Source organism: Breoghania corrubedonensis (assembly GCF_003053845.1).
Classification (GTDB): domain Bacteria; phylum Pseudomonadota; class Alphaproteobacteria; order Rhizobiales; family Stappiaceae; genus Breoghania; species Breoghania corrubedonensis.
The window spans coordinates 71407-87369 of record NZ_QAYG01000007.1; the positions used below are offsets into that span (position 1 = coordinate 71407).

Annotated in this window: 11 protein-coding genes; 10 read left to right on the plus strand and 1 reads right to left on the minus strand. The window is 64.0% G+C overall.

The features are described from left to right. Nucleotides 1–66: 66 nt before the first annotated feature. From C8N35_RS16905 to C8N35_RS16925, 5 genes are all read left to right on the plus strand, one after another. Nucleotides 67–936: an isocitrate lyase/PEP mutase family protein gene (locus C8N35_RS16905; protein ID WP_107990894.1), complete on the plus strand. Its 870-nt coding sequence runs from the start codon at nucleotides 67–69 to the stop codon at nucleotides 934–936. Then, nucleotides 933–2669: a hydantoinase B/oxoprolinase family protein gene (locus C8N35_RS16910; RefSeq protein ID WP_107990895.1), complete on the plus strand. Its 1737-nt coding sequence runs from the start codon at nucleotides 933–935 to the stop codon at nucleotides 2667–2669. Before C8N35_RS16905 ends, C8N35_RS16910 begins: the two co-directional genes overlap by 4 nt. Continuing rightward, nucleotides 2666–4714 (plus strand): hydantoinase/oxoprolinase family protein, encoded by a 2049-nt coding sequence (locus C8N35_RS16915; RefSeq protein ID WP_107990896.1) that lies wholly within the window; start codon nucleotides 2666–2668, stop codon nucleotides 4712–4714. Before C8N35_RS16910 ends, C8N35_RS16915 begins: the two co-directional genes overlap by 4 nt. A gap of 193 nt (nucleotides 4715–4907) precedes the next feature. After that, on the plus strand, nucleotides 4908–5522 hold the full coding sequence (locus tag C8N35_RS16920) for a cysteine hydrolase family protein (RefSeq protein WP_107990897.1): 615 nt from the start codon (nucleotides 4908–4910) through the stop codon (nucleotides 5520–5522). A gap of 1 nt (nucleotide 5523) precedes the next feature. Further along, nucleotides 5524–6930, plus strand: a complete 1407-nt coding sequence (locus C8N35_RS16925) for an FAD-dependent oxidoreductase (protein ID WP_107990898.1) — start codon at nucleotides 5524–5526, stop codon at nucleotides 6928–6930. On the opposite strand, the gene C8N35_RS16930 is transcribed toward C8N35_RS16925, so the two are convergent. After that, entirely contained in the window at nucleotides 6888–7601 is a 714-nt protein-coding gene (locus tag C8N35_RS16930) for a lipoate--protein ligase family protein (RefSeq protein WP_107990899.1), read from the minus strand. The genes C8N35_RS16925 and C8N35_RS16930 overlap by 43 nt on opposite strands. A gap of 485 nt (nucleotides 7602–8086) precedes the next feature. Here C8N35_RS16930 and C8N35_RS16935 point away from each other — a divergent pair, with 485 nt between their 5' ends. The 5 genes from C8N35_RS16935 to C8N35_RS16955 all read left to right on the plus strand — a co-directional run bounded on the left by C8N35_RS16935 (nucleotide 8087) and on the right by C8N35_RS16955 (nucleotide 15924). Continuing rightward, nucleotides 8087–9817, plus strand: coding sequence for a type I secretion system permease/ATPase (locus C8N35_RS16935; protein WP_107990900.1), 1731 nt, complete (start codon nucleotides 8087–8089; stop codon nucleotides 9815–9817). Nucleotides 9818–9821: 4 nt separating this feature from the next. Further along, complete coding sequence (locus C8N35_RS16940) at nucleotides 9822–11138, plus strand: HlyD family type I secretion periplasmic adaptor subunit (RefSeq protein ID WP_107990901.1); 1317 nt, start codon at nucleotides 9822–9824, stop codon at nucleotides 11136–11138. A gap of 462 nt (nucleotides 11139–11600) precedes the next feature. Continuing rightward, nucleotides 11601–12617 carry a LysR family transcriptional regulator gene (locus C8N35_RS16945; protein ID WP_107990902.1) on the plus strand — a complete coding sequence of 339 codons (1017 nt, stop codon included), beginning with the start codon at nucleotides 11601–11603 and terminating at the stop codon, nucleotides 12615–12617. A gap of 620 nt (nucleotides 12618–13237) precedes the next feature. Next, on the plus strand, nucleotides 13238–14482 hold the full coding sequence (locus C8N35_RS16950) for an MFS transporter (protein ID WP_245926831.1): 1245 nt from the start codon (nucleotides 13238–13240) through the stop codon (nucleotides 14480–14482). Nucleotides 14483–14628: 146 nt separating this feature from the next. Then, complete coding sequence (locus C8N35_RS16955) at nucleotides 14629–15924, plus strand: MFS transporter (protein ID WP_107990904.1); 1296 nt, start codon at nucleotides 14629–14631, stop codon at nucleotides 15922–15924. Nucleotides 15925–15963 lie beyond the last annotated feature (39 nt).

Below are 15963 nucleotides of genomic sequence, written 5' to 3' on the forward strand. Positions count from 1 at the left end.
CCGGCTCTAATAGTGGAAGACGATCGGCCGTTCCCATCGCGGACCGATCCAACAGGAGGCAGGCTCATGAGCCTCAAACGTCGGCTGAGCGAGGAGAAAATCCTGCTCGCCCCCGGTGTCTACGACGCCCTTACCGGCCTGATCGCCGAGCAGGCGGGTGCCGAGGCGGTCTACCTTTCCGGCGCGTCGATCGCCTATACCCGCTTCGGCCGCTCCGATATCGGGCTCGTCTCGATGGCGGAAGTCGCGGACACGATTGCGGCCGTGCGCGACCGCATTTCCGTGCCGCTGATCGTTGATGCGGACAATGGCTTCGGCAACGCGCTCAACGTCCAGCGCACGGTGCGCGTCTTCGAGCGCATGGGCGCCAATGCCCTGCAGCTTGAGGACCAGACCTTGCCCAAGCGTTGCGGGCATCTGGACGGCAAGTCGGTGATCCCGACGGCCGAGATGGCCGGCAAGATCCGCGCCGCCGTTGATGCGCGCGCCTCGCAGGAAACGCTGATCATCGCCCGCACCGATGCCATCGCCGTGGAGGGCTTCGAGGCGGCTCTCGCCCGGGCCGAGGCCTATGTCGAGGCTGGCGCCGACATGCTGTTCATCGAGGCGCCGCAGTCGATGGGCGAGATCGAGGAGATTCTGAAGCGCTTCAGGGGCCGCGTGCCGCTGATGGCCAACATGGTGGAGGGCGGCAAGACGCCGATCGTCAACGCCGCCGGCCTCGAAGCCCTCGGCTTCTCCTTCGTGATCTTTCCCGGCGGAATCGTACGCGCACTGGCCGTCACCGCGCGCGACTACTACGCCAATCTGGTCGCCAACGGCTCCAACCAGAAATTTCGCGACCGCATGTTCGATTTTGCCGGACTGAACGAGGTCCTCGGCACGGACGACCTGCTCGTCACCGGCAAGCGCTACGACGGAGAGGGCGCGCAATGAGTATCGATCCCGTAACGCTGGCCATCCTGAAAGGCCGGCTGGAGCAGATCGCCGACGAGATGGACGCGACGCTGTTCCGCTCCGCCTTCAACCCGATCATCGCCGAAGCGCACGATGCCTCGCACGGCATCTATGACGCGACGACCGGAGAGACGCTGGTGCAGGGCAAGTCCGGCCTGCCGATCTTCGTCGGCGTCATGGCCTTCGCCGTCAAGGCCGTCATCGACAAGGCGGCCCGCCAGGGCGGCGTCCACGAGGGCGACGTCTGGATCTTCAACGATCCTTACGAGGGCGGCACGCATCTGTCCGACTTCCGGTTGGTGAAGCCGGTATTCCGCGATGGCAAGCTCTTCTGCTTCCTCGCCTCCGTCGGCCACTGGCACGATGTCGGCGGCAACGTTCCGGGCAACTACAACCCGGCCGCCACCGAGTGCTTCCAGGAAGGCATGCTGATCCCGCCGGTCAAGCTCTATGACCGGGGCGAATTCCGGCAGGACGTGGTCGATATCCTGTCGGCCAATTCCCGCCTGCCGCTGTCGCTCTACGGCGATCTCAACGGCCAGATCAACGCGCTGAGCCTCGGCGAGAAGCGCATGGCCGATCTTCTCGACGAGTATATGGATGCGACCGTCGCCGAGTGCCTTGTGGAGCTGAAGGCCCGCGCCGCGCAGATGATGCGGGCGCAGATCGCGAGCCTTCCCGCCGGCACCGTATCGGCCGAGGATTACCTCGACAATGACGGCAATTCCGACGCGCCGTTGAAGATCGCGCTCGACCTCACCATCGACGGCGAGCGCATGGTGATGGACTTCTCTCGCTCTTCGCCGGCCTGCATGGGACCGGTGAACATTTCCCGCGCCACCACGATCGCGGCCTGCTACGTCGCGCTGAAGCACGTCTTCGGTGATGTTCCGGCCAATGCCGGCGTTCTGGAGCCGGTCGATTTCGTCATCGACGAGGCGTCGCTTCTCAGCGTCAAGGCACCCAAGCCGGTGGGCGGCTACACCGAGACGATCATGCGGCTCATCGACGTGATCTTCGAGGCGATCGCGCAGCTCGCGCCGCAAGACGCGATGGCGCCGGCCTACGGCACCATCAACGCGCTGTCGCTCGCCGGCCACCGTGAGGACGGCCGGCGCTGGGTGATGTTCTCGTTCTTCGGCGGCGGTCATGGCGCGCACGGGGCCGGCGACGGTCTCAACCACGGCAATGCGCCGATTTCGACCGCCACCATTCCGCCGCTGGAAATTCTGGAAGCCGCTTATCCGGTGCGCTTCACGCAATGGTCGCTGAGGCCGGATTCCGGCGGCGCCGGGCAGTATCGCGGCGGACTGGGGGCCACCTACGAGATCGAGCTTCTGGAAAAGCACGCCGACGTGTTCCTGTTCGGCGAGCGCGGCAAGTTCGCGCCTCCGGGCATCCTCGGCGGCGGACCGGGCGCGCGCAACGTCTTCCACTACCAGCAGAACGATGGCGAACACGTCCCGCCGATGGTCTCGAAAATCGTCGGGATTGGCATCGATCGCGGCCAACGGGTGCGCCTCGACAGCCCCGGCGGCGGCGGCTACGGCGATGCCCATGATAGGGACCCGCAAGCCGTGGCCCGCGATGTCCGTCTCGGCTTCGTCTCGCGCGACCGGGCTGAAGCCGACTATGCCGTCGTGCTGAAGGCCGACGGCTCGGTCGATCAGACCGCAACCCAATCCCTGCGTACCCAGGAGGCTGCCCAATGAGCGGTCCCTCATATGTGATCGGCGTCGATGTCGGCGGCACCTTCACCGATGTTTTCATTCTGGACGAGACCACCGGCGAGGTCGTGATCACCAAGATCCCGTCGACGCGCGGCGACCAGTCCAAGGGCTTCGTGGAAGGCATCGGCCGAAAGGTCGACGATTTCTCCGCGATCTCCACCGTCGTGCACGGCACCACGGTCGGCACCAACGCGCTTCTTGAGCGCAAAGGGGCCCGCACCGGCATCATCACCACGGAAGGCTTCCGCGACGTTCTGGAAATGCGCCGTCGCGACCGGCCGACGACGTGGGGCCTCAAGGGCGCGTTCACGCCGGTGGTGGAACGCCCCGACCGGGTCGAGGTGTCGGAACGCGTCCTCGCCGACGGCTCGGTGCTGCAGGTCGTGGACGAGGAGCAGGTGAAGGCGCAGGCGAAGGCGCTGGCCGACGCAGGCTGCGAGGCGGTCTGCGTGTTCTTCATCAACGGCTACGCCAACAACGACAACGAGCGCCGCGCGGTCGAGGCTGTGCGCTCGGTCTGGCCGAATGCCTACGTCACCGCCGCAACCGAGATCCTGCCGGAGATCCGCGAGTTCGAGCGGCTGTCGACGGCGACGCTCAACGCCTATCTGCAACCGGTCGTCTCCTCCTATCTCGACCGGCTGGAAAAGGGTCTCGCGGCTGAGGGCTTTGCCGGCGACATCCTGATCGTGCAGTCGAACGGCGGCGTCATGTCGGTGGAGACGGCGAAGGAATATCCGGTGCGCACCGCGCTTTCGGGCCCGGCCGCTGGCGTCATCGCCGCGACCGCCATCGCCAAGGCGGCGGGTTTTGACAATATCATCACGTGCGACATGGGCGGCACGTCCTTCGACGTCTCGCTGATCGCGGCCGGCGAGGCGGCGCTTGCCGCCCAGACCTCGATCGAGTTCGGCATGGTCGTGCGCACGCCGATGATCGAGATCACCACGATCGGCGCGGGTGGCGGGTCCATCGCCTCGGTCGACAAGTCGGGGCTGTTGCAGGTGGGGCCGGAATCGGCCGGTTCCGATCCCGGACCGGTGTGTTACGGGCTCGGCAACGACCGCCCGACGGTGACGGACGCCAATGTCGTGCTCGGCCGCATCAACCCCGACCGGCCCATCGGCGGCAAGCTTGCGCGGCTCGATATCGATGCCTCCCGCAAGGCCATCGAGACGCACATCGCCCGTCCGCTCGGCCTCGGCATCGAGGAGGCGGCGGAAGCGATCCTGAAGCTCGCCAACGCCAAGATGGCCGGCGCCATCCGCCTTGTCTCCATCGAGAAGGGGCATGATCCGGCGAAATTCTCCGCCATGCCGTTTGGCGGCGGCGGGTCGCTCCATACCGGTGCGCTCATCAAGGAAGTGGGGCTCTCCTCCGCACTCGTGCCGCGGTTCCCGGGTGTCACCTCGGCGCTTGGCTGTGTCGTCGCCGACATGCGCCACGACAAGGTGCAGACGGTCAACCGTACGCTGGATGAGATCGACGCAGAAGCGCTCGGCCGCGAGATGAAGGCGGTGGCGGACGAAACCGAGACGCTGCTTCGGAGCGCCGGCATCGCGTTTTCGGCCATCGACCGGGTCTACGAGTTCGACATGCTCTATGTCGGCCAGACGCACACCGTTTCGGTCGCTCTGGACATGCCGGCCGGGGGGCTTACCCGTGAGGCGATCCGTGACGCCTTCGAGGCGGCCTACCGCGAGGCCTACGGCCGGCTTCTCGACGGCATCCCGATGCGGGTGATGAACTACCGCATCGCCGTCATCGGGCGCCGCCCGCAACTCGACATGGGCGTCTTCGCGCCTGTCGACGGCAAACCGGCGCAAGCTTGCCGGATCGGCACGCGGCAGGTCTATGTCGACGGCGCTTTCCATGAGGCCGGCGTCTACGAGCGGCTTCAGCTGGAAGTCGGCGCGACCATCGAGGGTCCGGCGCTCTTGGAACAGGCGGATACCACGATCTTTGTCGATCCCGGGCTTGTCGCGACGGTGGACCCGTTCGGCAACCTGGTGATCAAGGCGGAGTGACACCGTGAATGTTGATCTTGCACCCTTCTCCCCCCTTGTGGGGGAGATGTCGGCGTCAGCCGACAGAGGGGGGTAAGGCGGCAGGTTCGGAACAAGCGGCTTTACCCCCCTCTGTCACGCGATGCGTGACATCTCCCCCGCAAGGGGGGAGAGGGGAGCGAGCCCGCGTCCACGGAAACAAGGCACGCTTTTCATGTCCCTCGAAAATCTCGATCCTTCCCGCACCGGCCTCGTCATCGTCGATCTGCAGAACGACTTCGTCCATCCCGACGGCGCCTATGCGCGCGGCGGGGCGACGTCGGACATGATCGCGGCGCTGCCGGCGCGCGTGAAACCGGTGGCGGACGCCCTTCGCGCAAAAGGCGGATGGGTCATCTCCACCCAGTTCACGTTGGTGCCGGGCAAGGCCGGCGAGCCCTTCATCTCCCCGCACCTGAAGGAACTGCGACCCTTCCTCAGGAAAAACGACTTCTGCCCCGGTCAATGGGGGCACCAGCTTCTCGATGACCTCCAGCCGGCCGACCTCACCGTAGAGAAGGTCGCCTATTCCGCCTTCTACATGTCGCGGCTGGAATGGGTCTTGAAGAAGGCCGGCATCGACACGCTCATCTTCTCAGGCATCGTCACCAATGGCGGCGTCGCCTCCACGCTGCGCGATGCGCATGTGCGTGACTTTGCAACAGCGATCCTCACCGATGGCTGCGGCGCCTTCAAGCAGGCGACGCACGACGCGGCAATCGCCGATCTTTCCACCATCGCCACGCCGATGACCTGCGCCGAGGCAGTGGCGTTCATCGAGGCGCTCTGACATGAGCCCGCGCGTTTCCCGCGAAGCGCCGCCGCGGCTCGATGTCGAAACCGACGTTCTGGTCATCGGGGCGGGCGCCTGCGGTCTCGTCGCGGCGCTTAAGGCGCGTGATGCGGGCGCGGAGGCGATCGTCGTCGAGCGCGATGCCTCGCCCACCGGGTCCACCTCCATGTCGTCCGGCTTCGTGCCTGCGCCCGCCACCCGCTTTCAGCGCGCCATCGGTGTTGCCGACGACACGCCGGAGCGCTTTGCCGCCGATATCATGGCGAAATCCAAGGGCAAGTCGGAGCCGGCGCTCGCAAGGCTTGCGGCGAAAACCATCGGCCCCGCGCTCGAATGGCTCAGCCGTGCGCACGGGCTCGAATGGCTCGTGCTCGATGACTTCCTCTATCCCGGTCACAGCCGCCATCGCATGCACGCGGTGCCGGAAAAGACCGGGGAGGCGCTGCTCGCCCGCCTGATCGCCGCAGCGGAGGCCGCCGATATTCCCATCGTGACGGAGGCCCGCGCCACCACGCTCTTTGCCAATGAGGGAAACCGCATCGAGGCGGTTGAGGTCACGCGGCCGGACGGGGCGAGCGAAATCATCGGCTGCGGTGCGCTGGTGCTCGCCTGCAACGGCTTCGGCGGCAACCGGGAGCTTGTCGCCAAGTTCATCCCGGAAATCGCCGACGGCCTTTACTACGGCCACGAAGGCAACGAGGGCGATGCGGTGCTGTGGGGCGAGCAGATCGGCGCGGAGCTTCGGCATCTGTCAGGCTATCAGGGCCACGGGTCGCTCGCCCATCCGCACGGAATTCTCATCTCCTGGGCGCTGATGATGGAGGGCGGCTTTCAGGTGAATACGCAAGGCCAGCGCTTTTCCAACGAGCACGGCGGCTATTCGGAACAGGCGGTCAACGTGCTGGCCCAGCCCGGCGGCATCGCCTGGAACGTCTACGACGACCGCCTGCATCGGTTCGCGCAAGGGTTCCCCGACTACTGCGATGCGCTCGATGTCGGCGCCATCCGGGAAGGCGAAAGCGTGGCGGGCCTTGCCGCCGTCATAGGCCTGCCGGCGGATGCGCTTGCCGAGACCTTCGCAGAGGTCGCGCGTTGCCAGCGTGGCGAGACGGCGGATCCGTTCGGCCGCGATTTCACCGGCAAGCCGGCGCTTGCCGCGCCCTTTTATGCGGTCAAGGTCACCGGCGCACTGTTTCACACCCAGGGCGGTCTGATGATCAATGATGATGCCCGCGTGCTCGACACCGAAGGCCACGCATTCGCGAACCTCCATGCGGGCGGCGGGGCCGCCTGCGGCGTGTCGGGGCCCGAGGTTTCGGGCTATCTGTCGGGCAACGGTCTTCTGACGGCGATCGCCTTCGGCTATCTCGCCGGCAGTTCGGCGGCGGCGAGGAAGGCGCCGTAGATCGCTTCCATGCTTGCGCGCGTCAGGTCATGGAGTGCGAGGCCGGCCGCTGGGTCGCAACGCTGGCTGGAGCCGGTTAGCGCGTTGAACAGGTTGACGGCCACCGCGGCGTCATTCGGATCTTCGTCGATGAGGATCGAGGCATCCGCGACAACCGCGCCGTTGACTGACCCGGCCTGCGACAGCCCGGCGATCTTCTGATCGCCCACGGCGACATCGAAGCGGCCGGGGCAGAAGGCGCGTCCCACCTCGCGGATCTCGCTCGGCACACCGAGGTTCACCAGCGCCAGCTGGATGAGATTCGCCAGTCGCCAATGGAGGGCATCGAAGGAGAGGCCCGGCGTATCGCGCGGTGTCAGCAGCGAGATCTGCAAGGTCCCCGGCTCGACGGGGAAGGCGCCGCCACCGCTTTTCCTGACCACGATTGGCCAGCCGTCGTGCCCCAACCGCTTGCGGGCCGCGGCAAAGCCGGGCAGACGGGTTTGCGCGTCCGTGACTGTCAGCGCCCTGGCAGCACGCCAGAAAACGACTGATGGCGGTCTTCGGCCCGCCGCCACTTCGCCTGCCAGATGTTCGATATCGCCAAACCGACCGGCGGCTTCGCCGGGTTCGAACAGGGTGAGAACCGCACCATGTGTTGCGGGAGCGGGTTCGGCGATCAGATGGTCCATTGTTCGATGCCGGCAGGGCCGGTCTCTTCGCTATTGATGAAATCGCGTCCGGCCGCAGGCAAGGGCCAGCGGGCCGCGTCGCAAGGGGCGGTTGCCATATTCAGGGGATACCAGATTCGTCCGCCGGGAGACGGCGTGCGGCAATTGGGATGTGGATTGCGGGCGCGGAGGAGGCTGCACGCGAGCACTCCCGCCGGTTCTTCGTGGTGGATAAATTATCGGCGATGGCCCGACCCTTCCGGGTCGCATCATGATGCGAGAGAAACGCCCGGTGGCGGTCTCGCTTTGAAAAAGTGGGCCTCCACGGCCAGCGGGACAGTATTTCTTCGGTTACATCTGGAAATATTCTGATAGCTGTTAACGCGTTCGGTGCGATCATGGTCATCGCGCCTGCGGGACGGGGCATTCGTCGGTCTGCTCACGTTCGGTCCGCAGGTTTTCCGGGGCTGGCGCATGCCGCGTTGATGGAATTACGGTCTGTCGGGATGAATGAACACAACAATCCCTTGCGGGAGGCGATCTCGGCGCTGCGCGGTGCCTTCGTCAGCGTCGGCGTCTTTTCGCTGGCCATCAATCTCCTGATGCTGACGGGCCCGCTGTTCATGCTGCAGGTCTACGACCGGGTGCTGACCAGCCGTTCTGTACCCACGCTCGTCGCGCTCGCCGGTCTCGTTGGGGGATTGTTCCTGTTTCTCGGCCTGTTCGAGGCGATCCGCACCCGCGTGCTGTCGCGCGCCGGCTACTGGCTTGACGACCGGCTCGGGCCGCTGAATTTCCGCACCTATGTCGCTCGCGGGATTTCCGGAAGTGGACAGGGGAACACGGGGCCGGTTGGCAGGCCGGTCCAGGACATGGCGGTGCTGCGCTCCTTTCTCGGCAGTCCCGGTCTTACCGGTCTTTTCGACCTGCCGTGGATGCCGCTCTATCTGGCGATCGTCTTCCTCATTCACACCTATCTCGGCCTGCTGGCGCTTGCCGGGGCGCTGTTCGTCGCTGCACTGGCGCTTGCCACGGAATTCCTGACGCGAAAGCCGCTCGGCCAGGCGATGGCGTCGGAGCTGGCCGAAGGCCGGTTCGCCGACCAGAGCCACCGCAATGCGGAAACGATCGTGCCCATGGGCATGCTCGGCCATATCGCCGGCCAGTGGCAGGCGATCCATGCCGAGGGCGCACAGCGTGCGCAGACCGGCGGCGAACGGGCGGAAGTGCTTTCCGCCCTCTCCAAATCGGCCCGGTTGCTGCTGCAATCCGCCATCCTCGGGCTGGGCGCGTGGCTGGCGATCCATCAGGAAATCACGCCCGGCATGATCGTCGCCACCTCGATCATTTCCGGACGCGCGCTCGCGCCTGTCGATCAGGTCATCGGCCAGTGGCGCTCGATCGTGCGGGCGCGGCAAAGCTATCGCCGGCTGAAAGGGCATCTGGCGGGGACGGGCGCCGGCGAGGCGCCGTTGCAGCTGCCGCAGCCCGAAGGTCATCTGCAGGTGCGCATCGCGACCCAGTTCGTGCCCCAAACCGCGTCGGCCTCTTCCGTTGATGAGGGGGGCCGGCGGCGGGCCATCCTGTCGCATGTGAATTTCGATCTTGAGCCGGGCGACGGGCTCGGGGTGATCGGACCTTCGGCCTGTGGCAAGTCGAGCCTGGCGCGGCTTCTCGTCGGCGCCTGGAAGCCGGATGTGGGGAGCGTGCGCCTCGACGGTGCCTCGCTGGAGCATTGGGAGCGCGAAGCGCTTGGCCGCCATATCGGCTATCTGCCGCAAACGGTCGAATTGTTGCCGGGCTCGATCCGGCAGAACATCGCGCGGTTCGATCCGCAGGCCGAGGATGGCGAGATCGTGCGCGCCGCGAAGATCGCCGGCGTCCACGACATGATCCTGCGGCTTCCCGAGGGCTACGCCACGCTGGTCGGCGAGCGCGTCGGACCGCTTTCCGGCGGCCAGATCCAGCGCATAGGGCTCGCCCGCGCGCTCTATGGCGGGCCCAGGCTGGTGGTGCTTGACGAGCCGAACTCCAATCTCGATGCCGATGGCGATGCCGCGTTGACGGCGGCGATCGAGGCGATGCGCGGGGCCGGGTCCGTGGTCATCGTCATGGCGCACCGGCCTTCCGCGATCGCGGCGGTCAACAAGGTGGCGATGCTGGCCGGCGGCACGATGAAGGAATTCGGCGACAAGGCCGACGTGTTGCGCAAGGTCACGCGCATGGCTGCGGGGTAGCGGTATGGGCAGGACAGAACCCGCGCGCGCTGCGCGCACCGGCTATCGCACGGCGGTGATCGTCGGGCTCGTGGCCTTCGTGCTGCTGTTTGCCGGCGGCTTCGGCTGGATGGCCTTCGCCTCGCTGTCGGGGGCGGTGGTGGCGGAAGGGTCCGTCATCGTGCGCGGCAAGGCGAAATCCGTGCAGCATCTGGACGGCGGCATCGTGGAAGCGATCGAGGTGGAGAACGGCGACCTGGTGAAGGCCGGGGACGTTCTCGTGCGGCTCGATGAAACGCTGCTGCGGGCAACGCTCGAAATCGCGCGCAACCGCCTGCGCGAGGCAGCAGCGCGGCGAGACCGGTTACAGGCCGAGCGCGACGGGCTCGATGTGATCGTGTTCGATGACGCGCTTGTGCGCACCTACGGGCTGGGCGGCGAAGATGAGATCCATCGCGAGGGGCAGCGCAAGATCTTCGAGGCCCGCCGGGCGACGCGGGAAGGCGAGATTGCGCAGCAGCGCGAGAAGATCGCGCGCTTTGCCAATCAGATCGCGGGCGTCAAGGGCCAGATCGCGGCCAAGCAGGAACAGCTCTCGCTCATCGAGGAGGAGCTGGCGGGTCTGCGCACGCTTGAGGAAAAGGGGCTCACGTCGAGGACGCGGGTGATGGCGCAGGCGCGTGCGCGCGCCAATCTTGTCGGCCAGATCTCGGAGCATCGGGCCGATCTGGCGCGCATCGAGAATTCCATCCGCGAGACGGAAATCTCAATCCTTCAGGTCGAGCGCCAGTTCCGCGAACAGGTGCTCTCCGAGCTGCGCGAGGCGTCAACCACGGTGGATGATCTCGTGCAGCAGATCGTGGCGACGGATAAGCAGCTCGAACGTGTCGATATTCGCGCGCCGATCGACGGCATCGTGCATGAGCTGAACGTACACACGATCGGCGGCGTGGTGCCACCCGGCGGCACCTTGATGCAGCTTATTCCCGTTGGCGGCGGGCTGGAGGTGGAGGTCGCCGTCCAGCCGCAATTCATCGACCAGATCTACCGCGAGCAGACGGCGGCCATCCGGTTCCCGGCCTTCAACCAACGCACGACGCCGGAGATCTTCGGCGTGCTCACCAACATCTCGCCGGCAAGCATCGTCAACGAGAAGACGGGACGGCCGTTCTATCGGGTGGAGATCACGATTTCGGAAGCCGAACTGGCGCGGCTGGGGGCGCTTCAGCTGTTGCCGGGCATGCCGGTGGAAGCCTTCATCGAAACGAAGTCCCGAACCGTGCTGAGCTACCTTATCAAGCCGCTGTCCGACCAGTTCAACCGTGCACTTCGGGAAGATTAGAGGGCGGCCAAGAGCTATGCGCGGGCGGCGGCAAGCTCATCGACGGGACGGTTTTCGCGAGGTGCGGACGGTGGCGGCAAGTTCAATGAACGCGTGCTCGCTCGCAATATCGATCCATGGGAGCCACGGACATCCTGAAGACTCGGCCAATGAAGAGTGAAGGATCACTCTAATATAATTCGCGCCCTCATATTATCGGACCATCAGAGAGATCCTGCCGAATACAGTCATTCAAATGAAAAAGTTTACGTTTCATGCCAAATATCCAAAATAAATGCACATTCATTATTGATATAAATCAAACCGCCATTGGTCTTGTCTGGTTCGCGACCTAAAAGTCGCACTTGGCTCGTGTTCAGTTTACGTTGCAAATGTGATTATATCGGCCCGGAATTGGAAAATGCGCAGGTACGGATATCGATAATCTCGGCATCACAGTGTTGGCGAGGGGAGAGCGGCTAAATGGAATTGAAACTGTTCCGCGAGTTCGAGGTTCTGGCCGAACACCTGAATTTCAGCCGGGCAGCCGAGCAGTTGAACATGACGCAGCCGGTGCTCAGTCGTCACATCAAGTATCTGGAGGAGCAGTTTCAGGTCCGGCTGCTGAACAGGAACACCCACAAGGTGGAACTGACACTCGCCGGCAGGCTCATGCTGGAAGAATCCAAGAAAATCATCGCCCAGTTCGAATCCCTGACACTTGCGGTGCGCGCGGCCAAGGGGCTGGGCAACGGCAAGCTCTCCGTTCTCTATCTCGGCGAGGCGACGCGCAGCTTCCTGTCTTCGTTCCTGGGCACCTTCCGCAGGAACCATGGCGATATCACCGTGGAATGCTGTGACAGCGAACTCGATGCGGTTCCCGAGGCAATCAAGAAACACACATGCGATCTGGCCTTCGTTATCCGTCCGCACGGGGTTGCGGAAACCATTGCGTCGGTAAGGCACCTTCATCTGTTCGAGGATCGCATGTGCATCGCGGTCAACAAGAACCACCCGTTGGCGCAGCGTGCGAGCGTTTCCATCCACGAGGCGGCGAAATGGCCGGTGATCGCCACCAGTCGCGAGCTCTCACCGCGTTCCGGGGAATGCAACGCTCATTTTCTCGAGCGCTACGGCTACAAGGACAGAATCGAGATCGAATGCCCCAACCTGAAGACATGTTGCTTCTATCAGGATATCCATGAAGAGGCGGTCGTCATCCTGCCGCGGCATTGTTCCGACCTCATGTCGCCCAACTCCACACTGGTGTGGCTCGATGAGGAAGACTGCAAGTTCGATATCGATCTGATCTGGGAGCGGGAGAACCGGAACCCCTGCATCGACGTGTTCGTCAAGGAATTGAGCGCGTTTTCGCAGGAACACAGTCTCGCGCCGCAAAGTCCGTTCCCCGCCGGACGGGAGGTCGTCCTCCACGAGGCTTTCCAGTCTGGCGGTCTCTCACCCTTGCGCAGTGCGAATGCTCTTGTCGGCCGTGCCTGACGGCACATAGCCAGCCGGAGCGGGACACGCTCCAAGCTGACATCCTGCACACATTCTCGCCGACCGGGCCGATTCAATCAGGCCCGAATCTGCGTGGCCGCTCGCTTTCGTATTCCCGTCAGCGCTTCCGATCCTGTACTTGGCATTGCATTACGTCGTATTCGGTTATGTCTTGCGTGAATATCCATTTTCGGAAAAAGAATTACCGGAAAAATAATCGATATATATAATTAAACATCGGAACTGGTGAGTCCGGAAGTCTGAATACATAGATGAGAAATACGATGTGAAAGTCGTTTTTCAAAGCGTTCGGCTGAAAGTGACAGACTTCTCCCGCAGTGCCGGCCGGTGCTCGGCGTGCGCTCCCAACGACATGGAAGAAGGCAAACCGTCATCGTCGTTTCTGCTGGTCCTCGGCTTGCAGCCTTTGCCGTCACTCATTCCGAGTGCTTTGCCTCGGGTGGGATCATCTCAAGGCGGAACGCCGCACGAGTGCATCCACATGTGCTGCCCGGTAGCAATCGACTTCTTCATGACAATAATAAAAATGGGCCGCAATGATGGAAACGCAAATAAATGTGGCAATGGTCCAGAATTCCGCTTCCACCGGAGTGTCGCCGGTGGACAGGAAGAGCAATTTTGGCGGCCGAGGATGGACGATCATTTTCATCGAGGCGGCGCTGCTATGGATAAGCAGCGGCTCCGTCGTTCATGGCATGAACATCATATTGCCGGCGCTGTCGGGGGCGTTCGGGCTTGACCACACGGTCCTGCTGGCGCTGGCGACGCCGGCCACCTGGGCGTCCATCGTGGCAGGCTACGTGGGCGCGTATGTGTGCGAAAGGCGCGGCGCGAAGTTCCTCATCCTGACGAGCCTGTGCGTCGGCGGCGTGAGTTTCGGTCTGCTCGGCACCTGGACGACGACCACCGGGTTCTTCGTTCTCTTCTCGATCATCTGCTTCTTCGACACGTGCTTTGCCTATATCGGCGGACCGGCGCTGCTCGCCACCTGGTTTCCGCGCAAGAAGGGGCTGGCGCTGGGGTGGGCCACCATGGGACAGACCTTCTCCACCGCCACCTACGTGCCCTACCTGGCCTTCATGTTCGCGACCTTCGGCGTGGCGCGCGGGTTCTGGGGCATTACCGCGCTGATGGCAGTGATGTTCGTCGTCGTCCTGTTCTTCGTAAGGGACAAGCCGGAAGACTTCGGATGCGCGCCGGACAACGTGCAGATGAGCGCGCGGGAGCTGGAGGAGAGCCGGCGCGAACAGGAAACCTACACCGCCGAATTCACCACATGGCAATTGCTCAAGATGAAGGACGTCTGGTTCATGGGCCTTGCCTTCGGCGGCGTCTATGTGGTCGTCGTCGGGCTGCTCAGCCAGTTCGTCCCGCGCATGATGGCGACGGGCATCGATCAGGAAACCGCGATCATCTACATGTCGATCGCGGCGATGGTCGGCGTTCCGGGCGCCTACCTGTGGGGATGGCTGAGCCAGCGGATCGGCGTCAAGTGGTGCTCCATCGCCTATCTCTCGTGGTACGCCATCGCCCTCGTTCTCAACATCGTCGCGATGAACGAGGTCACCCTGTGGATCTCCCTGCTGATGATCGGTGAGGCGCTCGGCGGGGCCACCAATCTCTCGATGTCCATCGTTGCGGAGAAGTTCCCTCGGCAAGCCTTCGTCAAGGCCTGGGGGGTCGTGCAGCCGATCCAGTCGATCATCCGCAGTTGCGCCTTCGCCATCCTGGCCTTCGGGCTGACCTATCTGGGCGGGTTTTCCGGAGCCTACGCCGTCCTGCTGGTCATCGCGATCGTGTCGATCGTCCTGATCTGGCTGGTCGATCTCGAACCGGTGACCTGAACGCCTTTTGTTTCAATCGCTAAGCGGTCTTTCCCCGCGCACGCGAAGTGCGCGGACACCCGGAGTGCGACCTCAATCCGGGCCTCGGAAGGCCACACAGTTCAACACGCAGCACCTCCCGAGGTGCCGATTATTGGAGAACGTCGATGACAGACGAGGCAAGTACACTTTCCGGGGGCGTCCCGGAAAAGCGTGCGATCGACACCAAGAGCAACTTCGGTTTCTGGGGGTGGTCGATCGTCATTATCGAGGCATTCATGCTGTGGGGCAGCGCGGGCGTGCAGGTCCACGGTCTCAACATCATGGTGCCGACATTGTCGGAGCATTTCGGCATCCCGCGCACAACGCTGCTGTTCTGGGCGACGCCTGCTTCCGGGGGCTCGGTCATCGCCGGCTTCGTCTGCGCCATGATCGCAGACAAGTTCGGCGCGAAGATCACCATCGTCATGAGCCTGATCATGTGCGCCCTGTGCTTCGGCATGCTGGGCACCTGGGGCACCGTGCCGGGCTTCGTGATCCTGTTCTTCGGCGTGTGCTTCTTCGGTTCGGGCTATGCCTATGTGGGCGGCTTCGCGCTGATCGCCAACTGGTTCCCGGGCAAGAAGAACCTGGCGCTCGGCTGGGTCACCATGGGGCAGACCTTCTCCACGGTGGTCTTCGTGCCGCTGCTGGCCTATCTGTTTGTCCACATTGGCGTTCAGGCCGGCTTCTGGGCGATCTCGGCGCTGCTGGGCGTGCAGCTCGTCATCGTGCTCGCGATGGTCAAGAACACGCCGGAAGAACGCGGGATGACCCCTGACAACATGCCGGTCGTCGCGCCGGCTCCCGATGGCGGCAATGGGGCTGCGGAAAGCAAGGCCTGCCCCTTCACCATCGGGCAGCTTTTGAAGATGAAGGATGTCTGGTTCATCGCGCTCGGCTCGGGCGGCATCTTCGTGATGCTGGTCGGCGTTCTCAGCCAGTTCGTTCCGCGGCTGATGACGCTTGGCTATTCGCTCGACAAGGCGATCCTTTATCTCTCCGTTTCCGCCCTGATCGGCGTTCCCGGCGCCTACATGTGGGGCTGGATCGGCCAGAAGTTCGGCACCAAGAACGGGCTCCTGTTCTACACCCTGTGGTGGCTGGTGGCCGTCATCCTCAACATGTTCGAACTGAGCCCGGTGGTCCTCTATCTCTCGCTCGGCATGCTGGGGCTCAGCTTCGGCGGGGCGAGCAACCTGACCACGGCGATCGTGGCGGAGAAGTTCCCGCGGGCTGCCTTCGTTCGGGCCTTTGCCCTCATCCAGCCGATCCAGGGCATCATCAGGTGCTGCTCCTTCGCCATTCTGGCCTTCGGGCTCACTTACCTCGGCGGATATATCGGGGCTTACGCCTGCCTGGCGGCCGTCGGCGTCGTCACATTGATCTTGTTCTGGATCATGGATCCGACCCCGGTCGCATGATGCTCGCGGGCCCGGTTCGCGCCGGGCCTTTCCCCATTG

Bases quoted from the DNA above. Each gene is read 5' to 3' on its own strand.
- C8N35_RS16905 (WP_107990894.1), top strand. From the start codon at position 67: ATGAGCCTCAAACGTCGGCTGAGCGAGGAGAAAATCCTGCTCGCCCCC.
- C8N35_RS16910 (WP_107990895.1), top strand. From the start codon at position 933: ATGAGTATCGATCCCGTAACGCTGGCCATCCTGAAAGGCCGGCTGGAG.
- C8N35_RS16915 (WP_107990896.1), top strand. From the start codon at position 2,666: ATGAGCGGTCCCTCATATGTGATCGGCGTCGATGTCGGCGGCACCTTC.
- C8N35_RS16920 (WP_107990897.1), top strand. From the start codon at position 4,908: ATGTCCCTCGAAAATCTCGATCCTTCCCGCACCGGCCTCGTCATCGTC.
- C8N35_RS16925 (WP_107990898.1), top strand. From the start codon at position 5,524: ATGAGCCCGCGCGTTTCCCGCGAAGCGCCGCCGCGGCTCGATGTCGAA.
- C8N35_RS16930 (WP_107990899.1), bottom strand. From the start codon at position 7,601: ATGGACCATCTGATCGCCGAACCCGCTCCCGCAACACATGGTGCGGTT.
- C8N35_RS16935 (WP_107990900.1), top strand. From the start codon at position 8,087: ATGAATGAACACAACAATCCCTTGCGGGAGGCGATCTCGGCGCTGCGC.
- C8N35_RS16940 (WP_107990901.1), top strand. From the start codon at position 9,822: ATGGGCAGGACAGAACCCGCGCGCGCTGCGCGCACCGGCTATCGCACG.
- C8N35_RS16945 (WP_107990902.1), top strand. From the start codon at position 11,601: ATGGAATTGAAACTGTTCCGCGAGTTCGAGGTTCTGGCCGAACACCTG.
- C8N35_RS16955 (WP_107990904.1), top strand. From the start codon at position 14,629: ATGACAGACGAGGCAAGTACACTTTCCGGGGGCGTCCCGGAAAAGCGT.